This window comes from Paenibacillus sp. FSL H8-0280 (assembly GCF_045040665.1).
Lineage (GTDB): Bacteria > Bacillota > Bacilli > Paenibacillales > Paenibacillaceae > Paenibacillus > Paenibacillus xylanexedens_A.
Genome location: NZ_CP150296.1, coordinates 5638000 through 5662407 on the forward strand (window position 1 = coordinate 5638000; position 24408 = coordinate 5662407).

Here is a 24408-nt window from a genome sequence, read left to right on the forward strand (position 1 = left end):
ATTTCATTGTCAATGTATGAACTATGGTTATCCATAAGATATGGCGTTCTATTATACATTCAATGATGGGGGAATACACATGAGACGGAAAGAATTCACAGTAGATGAAGAACAGGAAATTACCACATTTCTGGATCAGTGCTCTTTCGGGTTTCTAGGAACGGTCAGCCCGGATGGACAACCACGGGTTACACCGCTGAATTTCGTATATATGGACGGTTGCTTTTATTTCCACGGCAGTCTGGCTGGCGAGAAGATGAAACAGATCAAACAGGATTCGTCGGTCAGTTTTACGGTGGCTGAAGAGTTCTCCCTGATTCCATCCTATTTCAGTGATCCTGAGCTGGCTTGTCCGGCAACTTCTTTCTTCAAAAGTGTCATGGCCTTTGGCCAGGCTGAACCGGTTAAAGATCTGGACATCAAAGGTAAGGTATTACAACGATTCATGGAGAAACTCCAGCCGCAAGGCGGATATGTACCCATTGATGCTACTGACTCGCGTTACACAGGAAACCTCAAAGCTGTAGCCGTTGTAAGAATCGTGCCAAAACGAATCAGCGCCAAGTTTAAATTTGGACAAAACCTCTCCAGTGAACGATTTGATCATATTAGTGGTCAGTTAGAACAGCGCAATGAAGGAAGAGATACTGAAACTGCTGAAATGATGCGGAAATACTGTCCATTTCATCAGCAATAAGTTTCATTTCTTGAGGATTACTCCAAGGTTGAATTCAACGATAACCCACCCGAAAACCCTCTGCAACAACGCGGTAAAGCGATATAACTGTCATATTGCGTAATTTCCGTGACGGGGGCATGTCAAGGTGATATAATGTTAGGCAGTTGAATCACAAAGACTTGGAAGGATGAAAAGAATGAATCCACTGGCTGAACAGTTGAACGAAAGTATTCAGACAGGCAGCAGTCACGTCTACTCCATGCTGTCACAGCTTGGCAAAGAAATTTATTTTCCTAAAGAAGGGATCTTGAGTCAATCTGCTGAAGCAGCAAGCTTGGCCAAGACCCATAATGCCACGATTGGTATCGCCCTGGAGGGTGGTGTGCCGATGCATCTTCAGGTTATTCAGGAGAAGCTGTCTGCATTCCAGCCAAAGGATCTGTATCCTTACGCTCCACCTGCAGGCAAACCTGAATTGCGGACCGTCTGGAGAGACAAGATGCTGAAGGAAACACCTTCGCTTGAAGGCAAAACGTTTGGCAATCCGATTGTAACCAATGCATTAACCCATGGACTGAGTATCGTAGCCGACCTGTTCGCCGATGAAGGGGACGCTGTCATATATCCGGATAAAAACTGGGAAAATTACGAGCTGACCTTCGGAATTCGTCGTCATGGCCAGTTGGTTCATTATCCCCTGTTCGATGATCAGTTGAACTTCAACAGCGATGGTCTGCTTCAGGCTTTGCTTGATCAAAAGGACAAAGGTAAAGCGATCGTACTGCTCAACTTCCCGAATAACCCAACAGGTTATACGCCTGGAGCCGAAGAAGCAGATGCCATTGTGAACACGATTCTTCAGGCAGCTGAAGCCGGTGTTAACGTGGTTGCTGTAACAGATGATGCCTACTTCGGACTGTTCTTCGAAGATTCCATTCATGAATCCCTGTTTGGCAAACTTGCCAACATTCATCCACGTGTGTTGACCGTAAAAGTGGATGGTGCAACCAAGGAAGAATTCGTATGGGGCTTCCGCGTTGGATTCATTACGTATGCCCATGAAGATGCAGCCGTTCTGCATGCATTGGAACAAAAAACACTCGGTATTATCCGAGCAACGATCTCCAGTGGCCCGCATCCTTCCCAGACTTTTGTACTGGATGCGCTCAAAGCACCGGAGTTTGAAGCACAGAAACAGGAGAAGTTCGAGATTATGAAAGGCCGCGCCAATAAGGTAAAAGCCATTCTCGATAGCCGCAAGTATGGAGATGCATGGGACTATTATCCGTTCAACTCCGGTTACTTCATGTGCCTGAAGCTGAAAGACGTTGGCGCTGAAGAACTTCGAAGCCATTTGCTACACAAATATGGTGTGGGTACAATCGCGCTGGGTGAATCGGATCTGCGAATCGCCTTCTCCTGTATTGAAGAATCCGGGTTGGAAGATCTGTATGAAACCATCTATCGTGGAGTTCAGGATCTGCGGACGACTTAGTTAACACAGACCTGTATCCTGAATGATATAAGAACCCTTTGTATAACGGCGACGCTTCATGTCACTGAATATACAAAGGGTTCTTTTGTGTTTTATCAGCCCAAAAGCTTTAATTTCTGGCTTTACCGGGCATCGGCCCAATCAGCCTACCCCCAAGGCACATAATATACGATGTACGCAAGGGCGTGCCAAACAACCACTTGAAAGGGGAATGACCATGTCTGGAGTTGAAGATACAAGAGGCGGTTATGGATGCGGCGGTTACGGAGGATTTACTAACACAGGTGCCATTCTCGTTCTGTTCATCTTGCTCGTGATTATCACTAAATCGTTCCTCTGTTAGTACCAATACACACTTGCGAGAGAACCAAGTGATCTGACTGCATAATTCCATTACAGCACAAAGAAGGGTATACCGGGATACAGCCCGGCATACCCTTCTTTTGTTATCTTTTGTACCTCTCACTGATGAACCCAATGTTATAATCCGAGTTGGTCAGGTGTCCAATCGTTTACTCGTCCTCTTCTTCCTTCAACCACTTGTTACCTTGCGAACGCCGCATGATCACAATCACCAGTATACCCAAAATAAGTGCTACTCCGGTGACAGTCAGTCCGCTTGCTCCAGCAGCCAGCATAGGCAACCACATGAGTAACGCAGCCAGTGCATGTAGATGGAATATGAATCCTAACACCTGAGAACGACGACTTTCTCCCGAGATCGGATAGATCATAATCCAGAACGATTCACTATGACTGCGACGCAGCGCACCTAACTGAACACCTGCAAGCAACAGGAAGAACAGATACACCCCGACACCAAAGTAGCTGCCTGCTGTCCACCAGGATAGTAACATGCCCAGTACAACTAGGCGTAACACGATTGAGAACACTTCGGTTCGAACAAACGTTTTGGTTATCAAGTAACGGTAAGCTTTCCCTGCATTCCAGGGGAGACCACTCCCCAATTTGCTAAGCCAGCGACGCGAACTTACTTTCTGTCCGGATGAAGGTACATCCACAAACCAGCCAAGCGTACGCATAACCCTGCCAGCCTGCCCCTGCTCCACCTGAATCAGTCGTTCCCACGCTACCCGATGTTTCACCGGTATACGCAGGGCGACGACGTAGACAACAGCCAGCAACAGCAGGAACCAGACGCTACGCTGCGGTGGCTGCCACAGCCATGCGCCAACCGCCAGCACAGCCAGTGCCCATCGCAAGAGACGGTATCCTCTTGCCGCGCCAACCTGAACCATTCTTAGCTCTTGCCATGCTCCATAACTGGACAACCCTTTCCACAGCAACAGGAATACGATGAACCAGCCAAATGGCCGTGCATCCAGATCTGCTCTGACATAGAGCGGCCACAGTGTAACAAATACAAGCAGCAAGCCCAGAGTTTTATAGATGATGCCCCGGGCAAAGCTGTTCTTCAAATATTCCTGCATGCGGTATTCCTGTGGTCGCAGGAACACGATATCTGCCGGAAGCAGATATGTACGATAACTGCTAAACAGCACCAGTGGTGCCAGTAGCAGCAATGCAATCCAGCGAATCGGAAATTCCGCCGGAATATTCTGAACAAACGATGTATACCAGGCGGAGAACGCAATGACGAGAAATAAAAAGACCATCGCTACACCACTCTGGATCACATAACCCAGATAAGGAAGAATTCCGTTCCAGAATCCTGTGCGTCTTTGCTTCCATAGCAGCTTGAGATCCATGCTCAATCCCTGCCTTGTACGAGAGAATAGAACATGTGCTCCAGCGTGGCATCCGATTCCCCGAATTGAGAGCGCAATTCATTCAGCGTCCCTTGAGCAATGACTTGCCCACGGTGCAGAACGATAAAACGGTCACAGTAATTTTCAATCGTGGACAGAATGTGTGAACTGAGTAGGATGGATGATCCCGAAGCTTTCATCTCCAGCATAAAATCAAGCAAGGAGCGAATACCCAGCGGGTCCAGCCCCAGGAAAGGCTCATCAATGATGTACAGTGGTGGTCCGGCCACAAAAGCACACATGATCATGACCTTTTGTCTCATCCCCTTAGACAGGTGAGTCGACAAACTTGTACTTTTCTCATTCATACGGAACAGTTCCAGCAGTTTCTCCGTACGTTGTTTGAAATCAGCCTCCGACACATTGTACGCTCTTGCCGTAAACTCCAGGTGCTCCATCACCGTCATCTCATCATACAGTTCGGGTGATTCCGGTACAAATGCCATGGCCGATTGGTAGATCTGCGCATCCTCGTCCCGCTTCTTGCCCATCACTCGTACTTCGCCCTGTTGAGGGGTCATCAAGCCGAGGATATGTTTCATCGTTGTGCTTTTGCCAGCACCGTTTAAACCGATTAGTCCGACCATCTCTCCACGTCCAACTTCCAGATCGATGCCGTGAAGGACCGGCCGTTTGGCGCTATAACCTCCGCTTAGCCCGCTGATTTGCAGAACAGGTGATTGAACGTTTTCCATCTATCCCTGCACCCCTTTCGTCAGATTCTATTCTTCGGAGCGTGGCGTTTTGTCTTTACTCCACTTGGGTGCTCCCTTGTTTTTACGATCCTGGTCGCGCTCCGTGCGGCCTGCATTCCCCGTTGGTTTGCTACCTGCTGGACGCGAATTGGAGATTGTAGCTCGGGTTCCCCCATTACGATTGCCCTGACCTGGTTTGCGATCTCTGGATTGTCCTGGTTTTCTGGAGAACGAATGTCCCTCAGGCCGCGTGTCCGGACGCGGGTCAGCCTCCAGTACTTTACCGCCAAAGAGTACACGTTCTGACAGTTCGATTCCGAGTTCGCGTGCGAATTTACGCATAATAAAGATCTGTGTTTCATCCACAATGGACAAAACGATACCCGAACGTCCCATCCGGCCTGTACGACCTGCACGGTGAACATAGTGCTCCGAGTCAAAGGCAGGGTCATAGTTAATGACCATTGGCAATCCTTCGATATCCAAACCTCTGGCAGCGACTTCGCTGGCAATCAGCAACTGGAGTTTGCCATTACGGAAGGCAGACAATACGTTACTGCGGGTCACTTTGTCAGCATCCCCATACAGCGCAGCAGCGGACAAGCCCAGATGATTCATTTTTGCTTCAACTTCACCGATATCTTCGGTTGCATTCACAAATACGATCGCCCGATCCGGATTGTACTGTCTAACCAGACGACGCAGCATGTCAATTTTGTTGCGGTTTTCTTCTACAAAATAATAATGCTCAAGGCCCGCAGCCGTAGCTCGATCCGGTTCAATTCCGATCTGAACAGGCTCTTTCATCTCACGCTTTGCGAGTCCAGCTGTATGCTCATCAATGGTTGCTGACAGGAAGATCAGCTGACGGTCCCGCAATGCGCTCTTAAGTACAAAGTTCACGTCACTTACGCCGCCAAGTTGGAACACTTGGTCTGCTTCATCAATGACAATGGTGGAAACGTTGTGCATTTTCAGTTTTTTGAGTGTGATCAATTCCTTCAGTCGTCCCGGTGTACCCACAACCAATTGTGGATGCTCACGCAGCTTCTCGATCTGACGTTTAGCTGCTGCGCCACCAATCAGACCCAATACGCCGATCTTACGTTCTTCCGCATAACGCTGCGCTTCACGTACAATTTGCATCGCCAGCTCTTGCGTAGGTGCAATAATGAGTTTCTGCGTACCTTTGATATCCATTTTGATGGATTGTAACAGTGGCAGCAGATATGCCAGCGTTTTTCCTGTTCCCGTCTGGGATTTGGATACGACATCTCGGCCCTCCAAAATAACCGGGATCGTCTGAGCCTGTACAGGTGAAGGTTCGTTAATGCCATGTTTCGCCAAAACGGCCTCCAGATCCTGTTCCACGCCAATTGAAGCAAATGTTTGATTCGTCATGTATGTCCATCCTTTTAATTTATTCATTTTGATGCTAGCCCTGCTTGTACTTACTAAAACCGAAGCCTGTCATCACATTACCTTTCATTATATGCGAAAAAAGCCCGTGTACCAAATCTTATTCCAGAATTGTATGTATACACGCCAAAAAAAAGAAAAGCCCCTCGGCGGAGCCTTTCTTTCATTCCGTATATGATGCCTCGTATCACATTTACTTCTGATTCATTACACCGTGCGACAATCGATCTGCAAGACGAGGAAATAGCTGGTACAACCATATGCCAGCAGAAGCAAGTCTTGGCAGATTCACTTCTTCCTTGCGCTTTTTCATCGCCCGAATCATATGACCCGCAACGTCTTCCGGTTTCAACATCATCCAGCGTACATTATTCACATAATTGCCAGAAGGGTCAGCCCGATGGAAAAATGGTGTATCAATCGGACCTGGATTAATCGTTGTCACCATGACGCCAGTCTTGCGAAGCTCTTGACGCAGCGCATTACTAAATCCGAGTACAGCATGTTTCGTAGCTGTATAGGAAGCGGATTTGGCTGTACCAATTTTGCCAGCCATGGAGGCCACGTTCACAATCTGACCTTTGCCACGTTCCAGCATTTGTGGAAGCACTGCTTTGGTACAGCGGACAATGCCCATGTAATTAACGTCCATCATCTCATCGAATTCCTGTACAGACATCTCTGTCATCGCTGCGAATTTCCCGTAACCTGCATTGTTCAGCAAAATGTCGATTCGTCCGTATTTATGCAATATCGCATCCACAGCTGCCTGAACTTGCTCACTATCCGTAACATCAAGTGTGAGTAATTCATGCGGCCCTTTCAGCGAGGCACCAATCTCCTCCAGCTTGTCCCGTGAACGGGCAGCCAGAATTGGGATGGCTCCTTCTTCTATCAGCATCTGCGCACACAGCGCACCGATACCACTCGATGCACCTGTGATAAACACTACCTGATCTTTCAGCATCCATAATGTCCTCCCGTATTGAACACATATTGCCTTTTGAGGCGTATGGTTCTATTCTACGAGATCATGACCTGAATATCCATCTCACCAATGCCGTCCATCAGCAAAGGAATGCTCAGTGCTTTCGTTGCACTAAATGTAGTCAGATGTTCGGATTTCATCACTTGTGGAGGTGTAATATCGACCACAACACCTTGGTTCGACAGAATCGTACTGGCATTACCACTGATCATATTACCGAGTTCCGAAATCGCACTTTTGCTCATTTCATCCATTTCTGTGATAACGAATCCGCCCATCATCGCAGATACAATTTTCAATGCAACTTGTTCATTAATTCCAAATACAATGTTTCCGCTAAGTTGTCCGGTCATTCCGATCACGATCCAGACATGGTCTTCAATGTACTCTACATTTTTCACGCCAAGACTCCCGGTGGAAGGCGAAACCTGGATGAGCTGTTCAAATACGTTCCGTGCCGATTCCAGGAAAGGATTAATCACTTCCGCTTTCACTGTCTATGTCCCCCTCGCACTGGGTTATTGGTCACACACCAAAAGTCCCATATTCATTAAATTTATTATACTTTATCACGTACAAGAATTCATTAAGAATTCGTTAAACCATGTGTACTATAATTTATCGTCATCCGTGGGGCAAATGTTTATAGCTGATTCTAGCGAATAAACAGCGCTTTTCACTTCTTTTGAAGAAAGCTTTTCGTTCATTGTGCGTGGCAAAAGGCATTTAGGACTTTATTACTGCTTCTCACAACTGTAAAAAAAATCAAATTCTTGTATTCGCGTTTTTTTCACAGTCTCTTGAACTACTTTTGATCCTGATAATTACCTTCATTGCTCTGCTGTCCTGAATCACCTATAATTTAAGATAACGGAACAATAACTAGTTACGGGATTACATCGAACCAAACACTACATAATCAAGAAATTTTGCCTGCAAGGAGGTCACCTATGAACATAAGCCAACTGGAGACACTAATTACCATTTCCAAAACGATGAGCTTCCGCAAGGCGGGAGAACTTCTGAACCTGACCCAGCCTGCCGTCTCGGCCCAGATCAAAAGTCTGGAGGACGAATTCAGCACCGTTCTTGTGGATCGGAACCAACCCGTTACCTTGACAGACCGTGGACAGGTATTTCTGGAGCACGCTGAACGGATGCTCGACATCGTTGATGAGTTAAAACAAAAATTGTCCGATCTCGATGAAACGCCTCAGGGACGTATCGTATTAGGCACAACAACTTCCATTGCTATTCAGATCTTGCCAAGGGTGTTATCCTATTTCCAAGATCAATTCCCGCTGATTAAAACCAGTATTCAGTCCCTTCCTTCATCACAGATCTATACCCAGGTCGAAAATGGTCTGGTTGATATTGGTATCGGTTATCTCACGGAGCGTAATCCCAACCTGAATACATCTGTGCTGTACTATGACACATTTGAACTCGTGGTATCTCCTTCCCATCCGCTGGCGAAGAAAAAACATGCTGCAGTCGATGTACTCCGGAGTACACCATTGATTCTGCTGTCCCCTGATACCGTAGGACGAAGGTTTACGGAAACGATCTTCAAGAAACATAATATTGAACCTAATATTGTAATGGAGTTGTCGAGCAGCGAAGAAGTGAAACGGATGGTCGAGATTGATCTCGGGGCAGCTGTCATCTCCAAACAATCTGTTGCGCATGAGTTGCGTCAAGGTACATTGCGAATGATACCCTTAAGTGAGCTGGAGGTCAGTCACCCTGTCGGTGTCATCTATAAGTCCAGTCGATACCTTAACTCAGCGATGCAGCAATTCATAAGCGATCTCAAAGGTATGCCGGAAACCCAATTCATCAGTTCAGAATGACAATGAGCCATGAGAAAGGAAGGATTCCATATGAAATTTGATCTTCATACACATCATTTTCGTTGTGGTCACGCAGACGGCAACATCCGCGATTATATAGAGGCAGGTATTAAGGCAGGACTTCAGGCCATCGGTATCTCGGATCATACGCCATACTTTGGCAGTGAGCTTGAGCAGGCATTTCCCCGGATCGCAATGGGCAAGTCTGAATTGCAGCATTATGTGGAAGAAGTCCTTGCTCTGAAAGAAGAGTACGCTGGTAAAATCGATGTGCTGCTCGGCATTGAATCCGACTACTTCCCTGCTTATGCAGAATTGTACCGTACCACATTGGGACAGTATCCTTTTGACTATATTATTGGTTCAGTTCATCATACCGAGGATGTGAGTATCTTCAACAAAACCCGGTGGAATGGCCTAAGTAATGCTCGCAAAGTTGAAGTGAAAGAGAGCTATTATTCATTAATCCGGGAATCGGCTCGCAGCGGTATGTTCCAGATTCTTGGACACATTGATGCGATGAAAGGAAACTATCCACCTTTCTCCGAAATTATCGCTGATCAGGCCATTGATGAAACGTTGCAGGTCATTGCAGAATCCAACGTAGCGATTGAAATTAACACATCTGGCAAAACCAAACTTAGCGGTGGCTGGTATCCCTCGGATGCCATTCTGGAACGCGCTCATCATTATGGGGTGAAGGTAACATTTGGATCGGACGCTCATAAACCACAGCGGGTTGCAGACGAGCTGGATGACGTTCGTACACGCCTGAAGGAGATCGGATTCACCGACTGGGTGTACTTCAAGCAGAAACAGATGCAGATTGTATCACTGTAAAATAGAGCAAACACAAAGCCCCCCACAGCGTGCTTGTTTACGCCGTGGGGGGCTTCGTAGTGTCCTATATAAAGAGATACAACTATATTTTGCACGATAACGGAAAGGACAGAAATAACTTGAAGAAGCGAAGCGGTCGCCTAAAAGCTTTCTGAAAGAAGGCTGCATCGGAAGCATACGCTATCAACGGATTTACCCTTTTCAAAAGGGAATCAAAAAATCTGGGGATAACAGCGATCGGAAGGTTATTCTGTCATCGGAGTGGCCAGTGTAAATACTCCACAGTTAACTTATATGGACAAAAAAAATGAACCCGCTCGCGCGGGTCCCAACAGCATTATCTATTATCAAAAAGGGGGTCATGAGATAAGTTTACCCCCTGTCTGTTAGAGTTCAATTGCAGCTATATTTCAATTGTGTAACAAATGATTGAAGTTCGATTCATTCACGTTTGACTACTCTTACTCTATGTCATTGCGGCTTGTCAGATACCAGGGTTTGCAGGTCTTTTTCCTGAAGCGGTCTGACGTATTGTTCCCGGTACATACTGTACACTTTAACATCCATCAGGGATTCTGATCCCTCGTCATCCTCATCATGCAGTACAAACGAGGGAAGACTCCGCTCATAGGACATCCCTATTTTGCTTAGCACCCGTTGTGAAGATACATTGGCCTCATAACAACGTGCTTCCACCCTCCCCAGATGAAGATCGTCAAATCCAAACTGCAGCAGCCGCTGTACCGCCTCGGTAGCCACACCCCTGCCCCAACAGGACCTGTTCAGGATATAACCAATCTGTGCGGTACCATTCTGATCATTCCAGTGCTGGAATGAGGTGATCCCAATCACCTGTTCCTTGCCTCTCCAGCAGATCCCATAATGTAACGAATCCAGCTTGGCGCTGCTGCTCCGTATCTGGTTCAATAAGCGTCTCGCCCGGATTGGCGTGGGCGGGCTTCCCCTATTCACATATCTTATGACTTGAGGATCGGAAAAGAGTTCCGATAATGTGCTGTAATCACTTTGACGTAATGATCGCAGGACAAGACGCTCTGTCCACAAAGCCGGCAGACCTTGAACCAGCATTTTTCGGGTAAGCATGACAATCGCTCCTTTTGCCTAAACGGGCTCTAGTCCGGTAAGACAAGCATGCTCTGATGATGATCCGGCGTAATACCATTTGAACTGATCCACGAACTTTAGTATTCGCATTTTAGTATTAATATATTGCAACATTCAATTCCTCACGCTAAAAGGCCCAGATGCTGACTACTCCTGCAGCCCGCGATAGATACCCGTACGAATCTCACGAATATAGAAATCCAATGCAGGAACATTCGCCGACTGTGCAACCTGTACTTCTCGCTCAATATCATAAGGCACCCTCACAAATTGAACATTGAACGGGGTGTTGTTATCGTTGCAGTCTTCACCCTCCAGAATACAGTAGGAAGCTTGGGGAAGATCGAGTGGATTACCAACACTGCCTGCATTAAACAGTAACTTGCCGTTCATATACTGCAAGTATGCGTTATGCACATCCCCATAACCTACAACATCTGCAACACCTTGCTCAGGCTCATCAGCCGGAGGATCAAACATTGCCAACCTCTTTTCCATCGCGTCCCACGGCTGTACACGATGGTATACACTTTGAGGTGAAGCATGGACCAGACGGATGGTGCGACCGCTCAGTTGAAATTGATGACTGAAGGGTAGGCCCGCCAAGTACGCCAATCGTTCTTCACCCAGCCGCTCTGCTTGCCACGTAAAGTTCTCGTTGTCTTGGTTAACCGCAACCAGTTCATCCCAATTGCCACGGATAACAAGTTCGCACGTCGCTCTCACCTGATCCACAACCTTTACCGGTTCTGGTCCCTTACCCACGAGGTCACCAAGACAAAAGATTCGCTCCACGCCACGACTTCGGATATCTTTTAACACTGCTTCCCAGGCAGTCATGTTGCCATGAATGTCGGATACAATCGCAATTCTTTCCATCTGGATAACCTCCATTCATGTTGAATCCTTTATGTTTTATATTCATCTTATATTCTTTTATGTGGTTGATCCTTTAAGCTCAAAAATCGTTAATTCTGGTCTGCACAGAAAACGAATGGGCAGTTGAGTCATGCCAAAACCACGATTCACATACACAGGCATCTGTGTCTGGGTGGTGTAATATACCCCCTGGACATCCGTGTAATACAATCCTTGAACATACTTGTGTGAACCTCGCGGAGTTGTCAGTGCCCCGATCCAGGGAAAACGTACCTGTCCACCATGGCTATGACCGGAAAGTTGTAATCCGAAACCATAGGGAGTGGCAATGTCGGCATAATCCGGTTCATGCATAAGTAACAATTTCCACACATCATGATCCAATCCCTTGATGGCTTGGGCAGGATCAGGCCTGCCTGTAAGTGCGTCATCCAGACCAGCTATGGCCAGACGTTCGCCCCCTTGTTCAATCACCACATGTTCGTTCCGTAACAAAGTGAATCCAGCTTCACGGAACATGGTTGTCACTTCATTCTGCTGTCCACCCCGATAATCATGATTCCCCAAAACAGCAAATTTGCCATACTTCGCTTGCATGGAGGCGAGTACCGGAATACATTCACGCATCGGCTCTGCTTCCCTCTCGACGATGTCTCCGGTAAAACAAATCAAGTCCGGTTGCTGCTCCTCAATCGTTGCTGCCAGCTTCTTCAGCTCTTTCACCCCGGTATGAAAACCAAGATGGGCATCGCTGAACTGAACGACACGCAAACCGTCAAATGCCTTTGGAAACTTCGGAAGTTTCAGCTCCACTTGCTTGATCTCCAGACGACGCGGTTCCCATAACCAGGCATAACCTCCTGTAAGCAAACTGGCACCCGCCGTCATCAAAACCATACGCAATAAGAAACTTCGGCGAGAGGGATCATGATCCTTTTCTTCCCCAGGAAACACAGACTCTTCTGCACCTGATGCTTTGTGCGAGCGCTGGGACGGCGAGTTGTTGCTGCCCTGACGCGGTGTCTCTGCCATATCTCCCCCTCCTTCTACGCTCTTAATCCATCCCCTTAGTATATCATATTCTGCATGGTTAGCCCGGTTCCTCTGCTTCATTACAAAAAGAAGCCGGGATCTCCGGCATGTTGCTGCACGGGATCACGACTTCTTCTAAGTTGCAGATTACACTTCTGCACATGTTATGACGAGATTATACACCCAACCAGCGTTTGAACATATGCTTGGTCGTTTGTTTGTTCATTTCGGCAATGGAGGTTGTCAGTGGAATGCCTTTGGGACAGGATTGCACACAGTTCTGTGAGTTACCACAGCCCTCGATGCCTCCGTCTTCCATCAACGCTTCCAGACGATCGTCGGCGTTCATCTCCCCTGTTGGGTGAGCGTTGAACAGACGCACTTGGGACAGTGCTGCTGGACCGATAAAGTCTGTTTTCTCATTGACGTTCGGGCATGCCTCCAGACATACACCACATGTCATGCATTTGGACAGCTCATATGCCCACTGACGCTTCTTCTCAGGCATCCGTGGACCTGGACCGAGGTCATAGGTACCATCGATCGGAATCCATGCTTTTACGCGTTTCAGGGCGCTAAACATCCGGCTACGGTCGATGACCAAGTCACGAACCACCGGGAATGTCTTCATGGGTTCGATACGAACGGGCTGTTCGAGCTTGTCGATCAGAGCTGCACATGCTTGACGTGGCTTGCCGTTGATGACCATGGAGCAGGCACCGCAGACTTCTTCGAGACAGTTGGAATCCCAGCATACGGGTGCAATGGATTTGCCATCTGTATTGACCGGGTTCCGCTGAATCTCCATCAGGGCGCTGATCACATTCATGTTGGGACGGTACGGAAGCTCAAATTCTTCGTTGTACGAAGATGACTCCGGGCTATCCTGACGGGTGATGATAAACTTGACGGTTTTGTTGGCTGTAGCTTGTTCCGCCATATCGTTGTCCCCTCCTCTGGTGACGATGATTGGTGTTGCTGATGCGCAAAGTTACTCTTTTGGTGCACGGGTGGCGCTCCGTCAGTGGAATGACCTTCCGACCGCTGTTGCTCCCCCATTTTACTGAATGGATCTCTATTGAATAAAATGGGGTATCAAAGGCGGACGCTTCGCTTCTTCAGGTCAATTCCACTTCCTCCGCTACGTCGTGCACTGGGTCACTTTGCTGGAAACTGCACTCCATTCATGCTGGAGGCAGTATTGAAGTGCTAAAGCATCGCTAGGTGCTTTGCTTCTTCTGGGCATTTCCGCTTCCTCCGCTACGTTGTGCACTGGGTCACTTTGCTGGAAACTGCACTCCAATTCATTGTGGATTGCGGTAATTTTAAATATGCAAGCTTTGCCAATGCGTTGCTTGCTTATGAACAGGTATTTTGGCTTCCTCTGCTGCTTTGTGCACACAGAGTACCTTCGCTGAGAACCTTCACTCCATCACTTTGATGGCAGTAACTTTGAAGAAGCTCTGCTTCTCCAAAGTTCTCCTGCCTCTCCGTTCAGGTGTTTAACTATTCATTGCATGAATAGTGTGGTACTTCTTAATCCTTGGAGTAATCCCGGATACGTGGTGGGATCAGGGATACGTCTACTGGCTCGTACGAGATTTTCGGGCCTTCCTTCGACCAGCTTGCGATAGTCGTTTTCAGGAACTCTTCGTCATTACGTTCCGTGAATTCCGGTTTGTAATGGGCGCCACGACTTTCGTTACGCAGCAGAGCGCCCAGTGTCATTGCTTCTGCCAATTCAATCATGTTCCACAGTTGGCGAGTGAATGCTGCGCTTGGGTTATTCCAACCGGAGCTGTCATACATGTTGATTTTGCCATAACGCTCTTTCAATTCCTTGATCTTGCCAATCGTGGCTTCCAGCTTGTCGTTGTAACGCACAACCGTCATGTTGGCTGTCATCCACTCGCCAAGCTCTTTATGAATGACATAGGCATTTTCCGTGCCCTGCATTTTCAAGATGCCTTCGTACTTGTCGCTTTGTTGTTTGGTGTGTTTCTCAAATACGGAAGATGGGATATCAGCGGATGATTTTTTGAGTCCTTTGATATATTCAGCCGCTTTTGGTCCAGCCACCATACCACCATAGATCGCGGATACCAATGAGTTTGCACCTAGACGGTTCGCACCATGGTATTGATATTCACATTCACCAGCTGCGAACAGCCCCGGAATGTTAGTCATTTGGTTGTAATCTACCCACATGCCGCCCATGGAATAATGGACTGCCGGGAAGATTTTCATTGGGATTTTACGCGGGTCATCACCCATGAACTTCTCATAGATCTCAATGATTCCGCCGAGTTTAACATCCAGTTCCTTCGGATCTTTGTGCGACAGATCGAGATAAACCATGTTCTCGCCGTTCACACCCAGACCCATATCTACGCAGACGCTGAAGATTTCACGAGTCGCGATATCACGTGGAACCAGGTTACCGTAGGATGGATATTTTTCTTCAAGGAAGTACCAAGGTTTTCCGTCTTTGTACGTCCAGATCCGTCCACCTTCACCACGCGCGGATTCAGACATGAGACGCAACTTGTCATCCCCTGGAATGGCTGTTGGGTGAATCTGAATGAACTCCCCGTTTGCGTAATTTACACCTTGCTGATACACCGCACTTGCCGCTGTACCTGTGTTAATTACCGAGTTGGTCGTTTTACCGAAGATGATCCCCGGACCACCACTCGCCAGAATAACCGCTTCTGCCGGGAATGTCTGTACCTTCATCGTTTTCAGATCCTGAGCCACGATCCCGCGACATACACCTTCATCATCCAAAACCGCCTGCAGGAACTCCCAGTTCTCATATTTCGTTACCAGGCCAGCTGCTTCCCAGCGACGTACCTGCTCGTCTAATGCATAGAGCAATTGTTGTCCTGTTGTCGCTCCGGCAAATGCCGTACGGTGATGCTTCGTTCCCCCGAAACGACGGAAATCAAGCAAACCTTCCGGTGTCCGGTTGAACATTACGCCCATACGGTCCATCAAGTGAATGATGCCAGGTGCTGCTTCGCACATCGCTTTAACAGGAGGTTGGTTCGCGAGGAAGTCACCGCCGTATACCGTATCGTCAAAGTGTACCCATGGGGAGTCACCCTCACCCTTGGTATTTACCGCTCCGTTAATGCCGCCTTGTGCGCATACAGAGTGGGATCGTTTAACAGGAACCAGTGAAAATAAATGAACATGGACTCCGGCTTCAGCCGATTTGATCGCCGCCATCAATCCCGCGAGACCGCCGCCCACAATAATTACATTCGTTGATGCCATTGCTGTTCACTCCCTTATAAGTCAGCATTTATACGCTAAATGCTTAAATTAGAACTGTTTTTACTGCGTCAATCATCGAAGTAGCCGTTTGGAAATCAATGCTCCGGAAAGCAAATAGTGAAGCAATAAACATGATGGAAACAATAGCGAACAAGCTCATACATACGTAAGAGGATACACGTTGCGCACGCGGACCAACTGTAATTCCCCAGCTAACGAGGAACGACCACAGACCATTGGCAAAGTGATATGACGCCGCAACCACACTGATCATATATATCGCAAAGGTTATCGGATTCGTCACCGCATCATGTATGACGCCGCCAATCTCTTCATGGGATACATTACCCAGCGCAATCTGTACTCGCGTCTCCCATACGTGCCAGATGACGAATACAAACGTAATAATACCGCTTACCCTCTGTAACGTGTAGCGCCAGTTGCGCTCATTACCGTAACGCCCAACGTTAGGCTTGGCCTGATAGGCAATGTAAAGACCATAAACACCGTGATAGAACAACGGCAGCCAGATAAGTAATGCCTCAATTACAATAACAAGAGGCAAGCCGTTCAGAAATGCAACGGCACCGTAAAAAGCTTCTTTGCCGCCTTCAACTGCCGTGAAGTTCGTCACCAAATGCTCAACAAAAAACAAACTGAGCGGAATGACGCCAAGCAAGGAGTGCAGCTTTCTGGAGTAAAACCCTTTCATAAAATGTCGATCCCCTTTCGCTAAATACAACGTTTTCATAAATGATTTCACTTATCATGACACGAATCCTTTTCCATGAAAAGGTTCGACAAATTGTTCCGTTTTCCCCAGGTGTGAACAACTTGTGTCACGATTCATGTTACTCCTTTTTTTCTTATAAGGGAATTGCAATATAATTATTAAATGTTATAACCTATAGGTATAAGCAGTGAAACATTGGGTTTACAGGCTATACAACATGGAAAACGATTGAGCAAGGGCAAGAATCACATTCATGGAAAAGAGGTTATTGTTCATGTTTGAGGAGTTAAATGCATTTGCAGCGGTCGTGGAGCAGTCCAGCCTGAACCGTGCATCCAAGTTACTGAACTTGTCCCAACCCGCACTCTCACGCAAAATTGCCAAATTGGAGGATGAACTCGGGGTTGCCCTGTTCCACCGCCGTGGCAAACGGCTGGAGTTAACCAGTGTTGGCCAGTTCACCTATACCTACGCTGTAGAACAGAAGCAGCAGCAACAGAAGTTCCTCACCATGCTAGCCCAGTATAAAGACGAAGAACAGAGCACCATTACACTCGGAGCCAGTCTGACGACGCTTCAAACTACGTTACCACCTCTCGTCAATGCCTTCATGGAGAAACATCCAAATGCCGAACTGAAACTTTTGACGGGGAAAACACATGAGATTGTCTCGTTTGTACGTGACAAAAAAGCCGATGTGGGCATTGTCGCCTCCTCCATCAGCGAAGTGGGGCTTAACTGTGTGCCGCTCTTTGACGATCACCTGGAGCTGGTTGTGCCACTTACACACCCCTTGTCCGGTAAGGAAGCCGGGATGGAGCATTTGCAGGATCTGCCGATGATCACGTTCTCCAAAGGTACCTGGTACCGCAAATTAACGGACGATCTCTTCCAGCGCTGTGCCGTGATGCCGGATATTCGCATGGAGATTGATTCCTTCGAAGCGATCATTCGACTTCTGCCTTCCGCCAAAGCTGCTGCTCTATTGCCCAAGTCATATCTTCGTCCACAATTACTCGCGGACAATGATCTTGTTTCTGTTCATTTGCCTCAATTACAACAGACCCGCAGAACAACCTGCATGATCTATGGGGAAAAAGAGGATCTCAGCGAGACCTCCAGACAATGGGTCAAGGAGACGGCTGCACTCTTTACAGCAAAGGCGCCATTGCCCTCACGGAGGGCTACGACGCCTTTGCCTTGATCTGAATCAGCCAGGATCTAACGCCTGGCTTCCATATATAACTCATCTTAATTATCAGCTCTCTTGGCTGATAACCTCTTCTTCAAATCGGTCGATATCTGCATTATTACCAATAATGACCATAATATCCCCCATTTGAAGCGAGTCCAGTGCTGTTGGAGCAATAATGACACCAGCTTCTTTCTGTAACGCTACAATGCTGCAACCAAAACGTACACGTGCATTCAGGGTGGAAAGGGTTTTGTTGTGCAGACAGGCGGGAACCTTCATCTCGACAATACTGTAATCATTGGATAATTCAATGTAATCCAGCAAGTTCGGGGTAACCAGCTGGTGGGCAACCCGAATGCCCATATCCCGCTCAGGATAAACGACACGATCGATCCCCAGTTTATCCAATGCGCGTCCGTGAAGGACGGATATGGCCTTAGCCACGACCGTCTTGACACCCAGCTCTTTTAACAGAATCGCAGTGAGAATGCTCGTCTGGATATCATCCCCGATGGCAACGATACAACAGTCAAAATTACGAATACCCAGGGAGCGCAGCACTTCCTCATCTGTGGCATCGGCTACAACGGCATGAGTGACCAATTCACTCATGTCTTCGACGACTTCTTCATTTTTATCGATCCCGAGCACCTCGTAGCCGAGTTCCATTAATTCCTGTGCCAGACTGGAGCCAAACCGCCCAAGCCCGATCACCGCAAACTGCTGTGTTTTCATTGTTCTTCACGAACCCCTTATCCAATAATCATTTTGCCTTCCGGATACCTGTATAACTCTTTACCCTTTTTCTGCCCAAGTGCATACGCTAATGTGATCGGTCCAAGCCTTCCTGCAAACATCGTAAAACAGATCAGGAGCTTGCCCAATGTAGTCAACTTCAGCGTCAGTCCGAGCGATAATCCCACAGTACCAAAGGCCGATGTTGTTTCAAATAAGATCATCATAAAACTGGCATCTTCTGTGGTACTCAGTGCCATCGTTACAGCTATGATCAACAAGAGTGCCAGCAATGTAATGGTAAGCGCCTTGAAAATCCGTTCCTGTACGAGCCGGTAGCGGAAAAATACGATATCTTCACGTCCTCGCATCATGGCGATGACCGCGCCAGCCATAATCATAAATGTCGTTGTTTTGATCCCGCCTCCGGTAGAACCTGGCGAAGCACCAATAAACATCAGAATGATCATAAAGAACTGTGTTGCCTGCCTCAGCCCGGCAATATCTACCGTATTGGCTCCTGCTGTTCGCGGCGTAACGGACTGGAAGAATGAACCGAGAATTTTGCCACCCCAGTTCAGGCCACCCAGTGTCCGTGGATTGCTGAATTCAAATACGAAAATGACAAGTGCACCAAACACAATTAACAATCCAGTCATTAACAGTACAACTTTGGAGTGCAGAGACAACTTCCGCGTTTTGCGGTAATCCACCAGGTCTGACAACACCACAAAACCGATACCACCAGAGACAATCAGGAACATTGCTGTAAAATTAACCAACGGGTCATACACATAACCGGTCAGACTGCGGAAATCCCCAAACATATCAAAGCCCGCATTGTTGAACATCGAGATCGCATGCCAATAGCCATAATAGATCGCCTGTCCGACTGGCATGTCGAACGACCAGCGAATGGCAAACAGTGTGCCACATATGCCTTCGATAATGAGTGAGTAAATCACAACTTTCCGTATTAGCCGGACGATGCCCTCCATCGTGCTCTGGTTCATCGCTTCCTGTAGAATTAACCGCTCTCTAAGCGAAATCCGCCGTTTGAACGCAATGGCAACCAATGTGGACATTGTCATGAAGCCCAGTCCGCCAATCTGAATCAGAATAGCAATAACAACCTGACCCAGCACCGAGAAATGAGTCCCTGTATCGACCACAACCAAACCAGTGACACAAACAGCCGAAGTTGCTGTAAAGAGCGCATCAATAAATGCAAGACTGTCACCGTTACGGTTGGATGCCGGAAGCATTAACAACAGTGTGCCTACCAATATGATGCCAGCAAACCCTAACACAAGAATACGGGGTGGCGATAATCGCATCCATTGAACATTCAGTTTCACTTGAGTATCTTCCACCTCTTCTAAAATGAAAATAACTCCACACCCCGTGGAGCCTTCTTCATTTGAAATGCTGTTGCCAAACGTTAAACAAGTATGATTCAGATTAAAACGACATATATAATGAAGTTGGAATATATTCTATTCGTTCCCTTGTTGGGCGAAAGACATGCGAATCGTTGCACATTTGTTTCAAAATTATAAGCGCTGCGACGTTTGTAGACAAAACGTTTTTTGTGTAAATCGGATCGAATTCAGCCAAAAAGGGAAGAACTCAGATATGGCGACGGTTGGATCAGATTCTTTCGATCATTTTCATTCATTTTCAAGGATTTACACCTGTTTTCGTTACATCATTGGCATTCGGTGCTTGGCCTGTGCTATGTTAACTTTAATATCCATATTAGATTAAGGAGGAACACCATTACATGAATCCCTTAGGGCAGCCTTTGCAACTCAAGGCTAACTTCAAGCGGCTGGGGTTGCTTGCGGCGATTGGCCTGATTCTATTTTTTGTATTTCAGATCTTTCCTGCTACCTCATCGCAAACAACTGAAATTTCGTCCACATCCTTCATAACCAAGGAGCAGGCGAAGCAATCCGCACGATCATTCGCAGCTTCTGTGAATGACTATACACTGCCAAATGATGATGAAAAAACCCTGGTAACCTACCAGACACATTCGGATATCTACGGGTATATGGCCAAAACCAAACAACTTGATACCTATAACCAAAAATGGGAAACAAGCTATCCTTACGATGTATTCCGCGTTCGTTTGCCTGATCAACACAAAGGCGGATATCTTAATGTTGACGTACATATGAAAACAGGAAAAGTAGTCGGCTTCAAACGGGAACTGCCTTCTTCTCTCTATACCGCCATTGAGGCGGAGCAGGTTAGTGGACGAGTGACCACATCGCAAGCACTTGCTGAAGGCAATATATCGCTGAACGAGAAACAACAGCTGGCGGCTGGCGTTCTGACCGAATTCGGTTATGAAGTGCCGGCACTTCAACTGGAGACTCGCGATGGTGAAGCGGGACTGAAGTATGTGGATTCTGAAAAAGCCATTGGAGACTCCAAGCTTGAACTGAATTTTACGTTTGAAGAGGGGGCGGTACGATCCTTCGATCCTGGCTTCTCGGTCCCGGAATCCCATACCGACTATGTGAAAGATCAAACGCGCCAAGCCAATTGGATGACTTATGGCGGTTATGCATTCCTGACCTTTGTTCTGGGCGTGCTGGCAATCATCTATAGCATTCTGACCCGAGCACATACGTCTTTCAAACGCGGGATCATTCTCTCGCTGGTGTATTTCGCAGCTTCGGTAATTGGTACACTGAACATGATTCCACTCTTTCAGGCACAAGGGCTCTCCAGCTTCATGTTAGCGTTCCTGATGTTAATGCAGGCGGGAATTACGCTCGTCATGAGTGCAACCATCTATCTGTCCCTTGTTGCCGGTGACGGCATGTGGCGTAAAATAGGTCTGAACCCATGGCCTCGTGCCAAAGAACCGGGATATGGAAAATATGTACTTCACAGTATGGTTGCTGGTTACCTGTGGGCATTCATTCTACTGGGTGTGCAATCCATCCTGTTCTTCATTCTGGAGCGAAGCATCGGCACATGGTCAACGACGTCAGCAGATCAATCTACATTTAATATGACCTATGCCTGGCTCTTCCCGATTATGGCCTGGATGGCCGGTATTGGTGAAGAAACTGTTTATCGACTGTTCGGCATTCGCATGATGCAAAAGATTGTACGTAACACGTTTATTGCCTGTCTGATTCCAACCATCATTTGGGCACTTGGACACACATTGTATCCGATCTATCCAGTAATCACCCGTCCCATAGAACTGATGGTGATTGGATTGCTGTTCAGTCTGATCATGCTGCGTCACGGCTTCATTGCCGTTGTATTCGCGCATGTGATCTTCGACAGCTTGCTGATGGGACTCAGCTTGATGTTTATGGGCGATGCCCTGAATATGGCTGCCGGACTCTTCTGGATTGTACTGCCGGCCATCGTTGGATATGTGGTCTACAAATTAAATCCAAAACAAAAAGAGAAGCCGTATGTTACGACTCCTCATCACGAAGTGCTGCAATAATCTGATTTGCCAGTTTGTCACCAATAGATAGAGGCCGGAAGTCTTCGACGCTGGCCTCTTTTATTTTGCGCAAAGAGCCAAAATGCTTCAACAGCAGCTTACGCCGCTTCTCTCCAATACCCGGAATGGCATCCAAACGTGATGTCACCATTGATTTTCCACGCTGTTCCCGGTGGAACGAGATCGCAAAACGGTGGACCTCTTCCTGTATCCGCTGCAACAGGTAGAATTCCTGACTATCCCGAGGCAGGGAGATGACCTCCGGTGGATTACCGATCATCAACTGTGAAGTTTTATGCTTCGCATCCTTCACCAGACCGCATACCGGAATAAACAGCCCCAGCTCATTTTCCAAAATATCAACCGCAGCCGAGATCTGTCCTTTACCACCATCGACCACGATCAGGTCAGGCTGGGTCAGGTTTTCTTTTAATACCCGCTCGTAACGGCGACGGATGACTTCTCTCATCGTTTCATAATCATCTGGTCCTTCAACCGAACGGACCTTGTACTTCCGATATTCTTTCTTATCCGGCTTACCATCGGTAAATACGATCATGGCAGATACCGGGTTTGTACCCTGGATGTTCGAGTTATCAAACGCTTCAATACGGTGAAGCTGATCCAATCCAATAAAACGTCCCAGTCCTTCAGCAGCTTTGGATGTACGTTCTTCATTTCGCTCAATCAAACGGAACTTCTCTTCCAATGCCACACGCGCGTTATCCACGGCCATGGTGATCATCTGGCGTTTCAATCCACGTTGCGGGATGAGCACTTTGATCTCCAACCACTCCTGTAAAGCAGCAGCAACCTGAGTTGGGTCTTCCAGTCCTGATGGAAGCTTTTCAGTAGAAGCAGTTGTATCCGTTATTGGAGCATCCTCTTGCATACTGTCAGGTTGTTCACCTTCTGCCTCAGTGGAACCTCCGTAAGCTGCACGAGTCTCAGCAACCAGTGGCAGTGGCTGGGAAGCGTTACTGTGCTCCACTTGTCCCGTCTGCTCGAATTCTACCGTAACTGCGGCAGGCACCGATCCCTCAGCATCAGATACTGTATCCAAACTGTCGTTATCCGTTGCAAGATCCTTGGGCATTTCCGGCAACAAAATTTCTTGTGGCAATGCCGGATTATCGCTGTAATACTGTGTTACATAGGACATGAAATCACTGTACGCCTCGCCGTAAAACGGGAAGGTTGATACGTGACGTTCAATCATTTTACCCTGACGCATATATAGAATCTGGACACACATCCAGCCTTTATCAATGGCAAAACCAAATACATCACGGTCTCTGGCATCGGCCATCGTAATTTTCTGTTTTTCCATCATTGCATCGATAGCGATTACCTGGTCGCGCAGTTCCTTGGCACGTTCAAAATAAAGATCCTCCGCAGCCTCCTGCATCTTACGCTGCAAATCCTTCTTGATCTCTTCGTGACCACCGCTCAGAAATGAACCAATCTCTTGGGAAATCTGATCATATTGCTCCTTCTCCACTTCCTTAACACAAGGGGCAAGACACTGTCCCATGTGATAGTACAGGCACACTTCTTTGGGCATTACACCACATTTGCGCAGTGGATACATGCGGTCGAGCAATTTTTTCGTTTGATGTGCTGCATACGAGTTCGGATAAGGTCCGAAATATTTGGCTTTATCTTTCAGCACACGCCGGGTTACTTCCAGCCGGGGGTGCTTTTCATTTGTAATTTTAAGATATGGGAATGTCTTGTCATCCTTAAGCAACACGTTGTACCGCGGCATATGTTTCTTGATCAGGTTACACTCCAGAATGAGTGCTTCCATGTTACTGCCCGTCACGATATATTCAAAATCACGGATTTCGGACACCAGCCGCTGGGTCTTTCCGTTATGACTGCCGATAAAATATGAGCGTACGCGATTCTTAAGCACTTTAGCCTTACCTACATAGATAATGGTGCCTTCACTGTTCTTCATCAGGTAACATCCAGACATGTCTGGCAGCAAAGCGAGTTTGTGACGAATCTGCTCCAATGCCTTCTCCTGATCCTGCAAATCATTCATGAATTGATCCATAATTCTGTGAATCCTCCTTCCCGAAGAAAGTATAAATAAAAGGTTACACTAAGCCATTCTGATTACAGTACCGTCTTCCAATCCGTTATCGGATTGTCTCTGAGTCACCTTTTTTTATAAGAAGAAAC

21 protein-coding genes are annotated in these 24408 nt (G+C 47.3%); 7 read left to right on the forward strand and 14 right to left on the reverse strand.

From position 1 onward, the window contains the following. Positions 1–79: 79 nt before the first annotated feature. The 3 genes from MHI12_RS24560 to MHI12_RS24570 all read left to right on the forward strand — a co-directional run bounded on the left by MHI12_RS24560 (position 80) and on the right by MHI12_RS24570 (position 2517). Positions 80–697 carry a pyridoxamine 5'-phosphate oxidase family protein gene (locus MHI12_RS24560; protein ID WP_405170594.1) on the forward strand — a complete coding sequence of 206 codons (618 nt, stop codon included), beginning with the start codon at positions 80–82 and terminating at the stop codon, positions 695–697. A 178-nt stretch (positions 698–875) separates the two neighbouring features. After that, a complete protein-coding gene (locus MHI12_RS24565; protein ID WP_405170595.1) occupies positions 876–2174 on the forward strand; it encodes an aminotransferase class I/II-fold pyridoxal phosphate-dependent enzyme in 1299 nt (432 codons plus the stop codon). Between the two features lie 217 nt (positions 2175–2391). Next, complete coding sequence (locus tag MHI12_RS24570; protein ID WP_206759599.1) at positions 2392–2517, forward strand: YjcZ family sporulation protein; 126 nt, start codon at positions 2392–2394, stop codon at positions 2515–2517. Between the two features lie 169 nt (positions 2518–2686). Here the strand turns inward: MHI12_RS24570 and MHI12_RS24575 are convergent, their stop codons facing one another. From MHI12_RS24575 to MHI12_RS24595, 5 genes are all read right to left on the reverse strand, one after another. After that, positions 2687–3904 (reverse strand): ABC transporter permease, encoded by a 1218-nt coding sequence (locus MHI12_RS24575; protein WP_405170596.1) that lies wholly within the window; start codon positions 3902–3904, stop codon positions 2687–2689. A 2-nt stretch (positions 3905–3906) separates the two neighbouring features. Next, a complete protein-coding gene (locus MHI12_RS24580) occupies positions 3907–4659 on the reverse strand; it encodes an ABC transporter ATP-binding protein (RefSeq protein ID WP_036605802.1) in 753 nt (250 codons plus the stop codon). A gap of 27 nt (positions 4660–4686) precedes the next feature. After that, positions 4687–6060, reverse strand: coding sequence for a DEAD/DEAH box helicase (locus tag MHI12_RS24585; RefSeq protein WP_405170597.1), 1374 nt, complete (start codon positions 6058–6060; stop codon positions 4687–4689). 211 nt (positions 6061–6271) lie between these two features. Continuing rightward, a complete protein-coding gene (locus MHI12_RS24590; protein ID WP_047841269.1) occupies positions 6272–7045 on the reverse strand; it encodes an SDR family oxidoreductase in 774 nt (257 codons plus the stop codon). Between the two features lie 56 nt (positions 7046–7101). Next, positions 7102–7560, reverse strand: a complete 459-nt coding sequence (locus MHI12_RS24595; protein WP_405170598.1) for a chemotaxis protein CheX — start codon at positions 7558–7560, stop codon at positions 7102–7104. Between the two features lie 456 nt (positions 7561–8016). Here MHI12_RS24595 and MHI12_RS24600 point away from each other — a divergent pair, with 456 nt between their 5' ends. Both MHI12_RS24600 and MHI12_RS24605 read left to right on the forward strand, forming a co-directional pair. Beyond that, positions 8017–8919: a LysR family transcriptional regulator gene (locus MHI12_RS24600; protein WP_036605798.1), complete on the forward strand. Its 903-nt coding sequence runs from the start codon at positions 8017–8019 to the stop codon at positions 8917–8919. 30 nt (positions 8920–8949) lie between these two features. Then, positions 8950–9759, forward strand: coding sequence for a histidinol-phosphatase (locus MHI12_RS24605; RefSeq protein WP_341008782.1), 810 nt, complete (start codon positions 8950–8952; stop codon positions 9757–9759). A gap of 471 nt (positions 9760–10230) precedes the next feature. On the opposite strand, the gene MHI12_RS24610 is transcribed toward MHI12_RS24605, so the two are convergent. The 6 genes from MHI12_RS24610 to MHI12_RS24635 all read right to left on the reverse strand — a co-directional run bounded on the left by MHI12_RS24610 (position 10231) and on the right by MHI12_RS24635 (position 16786). Beyond that, entirely contained in the window at positions 10231–10863 is a 633-nt protein-coding gene (locus tag MHI12_RS24610; RefSeq protein WP_405170599.1) for a GNAT family N-acetyltransferase, read from the reverse strand. Between the two features lie 168 nt (positions 10864–11031). Continuing rightward, positions 11032–11763 (reverse strand): metallophosphoesterase family protein, encoded by a 732-nt coding sequence (locus MHI12_RS24615; RefSeq protein ID WP_405170600.1) that lies wholly within the window; start codon positions 11761–11763, stop codon positions 11032–11034. Between the two features lie 57 nt (positions 11764–11820). Then, positions 11821–12795 (reverse strand): metallophosphoesterase, encoded by a 975-nt coding sequence (locus MHI12_RS24620; RefSeq protein WP_405170601.1) that lies wholly within the window; start codon positions 12793–12795, stop codon positions 11821–11823. 175 nt (positions 12796–12970) lie between these two features. Then, the gene (sdhB, locus tag MHI12_RS24625; protein WP_036605794.1) at positions 12971–13735 is read right to left on the reverse strand and encodes a succinate dehydrogenase iron-sulfur subunit; all 765 of its coding nucleotides are present in this window, start codon (positions 13733–13735) and stop codon (positions 12971–12973) included. A gap of 596 nt (positions 13736–14331) precedes the next feature. Then, entirely contained in the window at positions 14332–16074 is a 1743-nt protein-coding gene (sdhA, locus tag MHI12_RS24630; RefSeq protein WP_036673387.1) for a succinate dehydrogenase flavoprotein subunit, read from the reverse strand. Positions 16075–16117: 43 nt separating this feature from the next. Next, a complete protein-coding gene (locus MHI12_RS24635) occupies positions 16118–16786 on the reverse strand; it encodes a succinate dehydrogenase cytochrome b558 subunit (protein ID WP_036605792.1) in 669 nt (222 codons plus the stop codon). A gap of 295 nt (positions 16787–17081) precedes the next feature. Here MHI12_RS24635 and MHI12_RS24640 point away from each other — a divergent pair, with 295 nt between their 5' ends. Further along, entirely contained in the window at positions 17082–18011 is a 930-nt protein-coding gene (locus MHI12_RS24640; RefSeq protein WP_036673385.1) for a LysR family transcriptional regulator, read from the forward strand. A gap of 54 nt (positions 18012–18065) precedes the next feature. Here MHI12_RS24640 and MHI12_RS24645 read toward each other — a convergent pair whose 3' ends face one another. Then, positions 18066–18737: a TrkA family potassium uptake protein gene (locus MHI12_RS24645; protein WP_074096339.1), complete on the reverse strand. Its 672-nt coding sequence runs from the start codon at positions 18735–18737 to the stop codon at positions 18066–18068. 17 nt (positions 18738–18754) lie between these two features. Next, positions 18755–20074, reverse strand: a complete 1320-nt coding sequence (locus MHI12_RS24650; RefSeq protein WP_397387058.1) for a TrkH family potassium uptake protein — start codon at positions 20072–20074, stop codon at positions 18755–18757. A 446-nt stretch (positions 20075–20520) separates the two neighbouring features. Between MHI12_RS24650 and MHI12_RS24655 the strand changes: the two genes are divergently transcribed. Further along, the gene (locus MHI12_RS24655) at positions 20521–22218 is read left to right on the forward strand and encodes a CPBP family intramembrane glutamic endopeptidase (RefSeq protein ID WP_405170602.1); all 1698 of its coding nucleotides are present in this window, start codon (positions 20521–20523) and stop codon (positions 22216–22218) included. On the opposite strand, the gene uvrC is transcribed toward MHI12_RS24655, so the two are convergent. Then, entirely contained in the window at positions 22187–24280 is a 2094-nt protein-coding gene (gene uvrC, locus MHI12_RS24660) for an excinuclease ABC subunit UvrC (protein WP_405170603.1), read from the reverse strand. The two genes, MHI12_RS24655 and uvrC, sit on opposite strands and share 32 nt — an antisense overlap. Positions 24281–24408 lie beyond the last annotated feature (128 nt).

Bases quoted from the DNA above. Each gene is read 5' to 3' on its own strand.
- sdhA (WP_036673387.1), bottom strand. From the start codon at position 16,074: ATGGCATCAACGAATGTAATTATTGTGGGCGGCGGTCTCGCGGGATTG.
- MHI12_RS24650 (WP_397387058.1), bottom strand. From the start codon at position 20,074: ATGCGATTATCGCCACCCCGTATTCTTGTGTTAGGGTTTGCTGGCATC.
- MHI12_RS24605 (WP_341008782.1), top strand. From the start codon at position 8,950: ATGAAATTTGATCTTCATACACATCATTTTCGTTGTGGTCACGCAGAC.
- MHI12_RS24590 (WP_047841269.1), bottom strand. From the start codon at position 7,045: ATGCTGAAAGATCAGGTAGTGTTTATCACAGGTGCATCGAGTGGTATC.
- MHI12_RS24580 (WP_036605802.1), bottom strand. From the start codon at position 4,659: ATGGAAAACGTTCAATCACCTGTTCTGCAAATCAGCGGGCTAAGCGGA.
- MHI12_RS24565 (WP_405170595.1), top strand. From the start codon at position 876: ATGAATCCACTGGCTGAACAGTTGAACGAAAGTATTCAGACAGGCAGC.
- MHI12_RS24640 (WP_036673385.1), top strand. From the start codon at position 17,082: ATGTTTGAGGAGTTAAATGCATTTGCAGCGGTCGTGGAGCAGTCCAGC.
- sdhB (WP_036605794.1), bottom strand. From the start codon at position 13,735: ATGGCGGAACAAGCTACAGCCAACAAAACCGTCAAGTTTATCATCACC.
- MHI12_RS24610 (WP_405170599.1), bottom strand. From the start codon at position 10,863: ATGCTTACCCGAAAAATGCTGGTTCAAGGTCTGCCGGCTTTGTGGACA.
- MHI12_RS24570 (WP_206759599.1), top strand. From the start codon at position 2,392: ATGTCTGGAGTTGAAGATACAAGAGGCGGTTATGGATGCGGCGGTTAC.
- MHI12_RS24560 (WP_405170594.1), top strand. From the start codon at position 80: ATGAGACGGAAAGAATTCACAGTAGATGAAGAACAGGAAATTACCACA.
- MHI12_RS24635 (WP_036605792.1), bottom strand. From the start codon at position 16,786: ATGAAAGGGTTTTACTCCAGAAAGCTGCACTCCTTGCTTGGCGTCATT.
- MHI12_RS24615 (WP_405170600.1), bottom strand. From the start codon at position 11,763: ATGGAAAGAATTGCGATTGTATCCGACATTCATGGCAACATGACTGCC.
- MHI12_RS24645 (WP_074096339.1), bottom strand. From the start codon at position 18,737: ATGAAAACACAGCAGTTTGCGGTGATCGGGCTTGGGCGGTTTGGCTCC.
- MHI12_RS24585 (WP_405170597.1), bottom strand. From the start codon at position 6,060: ATGACGAATCAAACATTTGCTTCAATTGGCGTGGAACAGGATCTGGAG.
- MHI12_RS24600 (WP_036605798.1), top strand. From the start codon at position 8,017: ATGAACATAAGCCAACTGGAGACACTAATTACCATTTCCAAAACGATG.
- MHI12_RS24655 (WP_405170602.1), top strand. From the start codon at position 20,521: ATGAATCCCTTAGGGCAGCCTTTGCAACTCAAGGCTAACTTCAAGCGG.
- MHI12_RS24575 (WP_405170596.1), bottom strand. From the start codon at position 3,904: ATGGATCTCAAGCTGCTATGGAAGCAAAGACGCACAGGATTCTGGAAC.
- uvrC (WP_405170603.1), bottom strand. From the start codon at position 24,280: ATGGATCAATTCATGAATGATTTGCAGGATCAGGAGAAGGCATTGGAG.
- MHI12_RS24620 (WP_405170601.1), bottom strand. From the start codon at position 12,795: ATGGCAGAGACACCGCGTCAGGGCAGCAACAACTCGCCGTCCCAGCGC.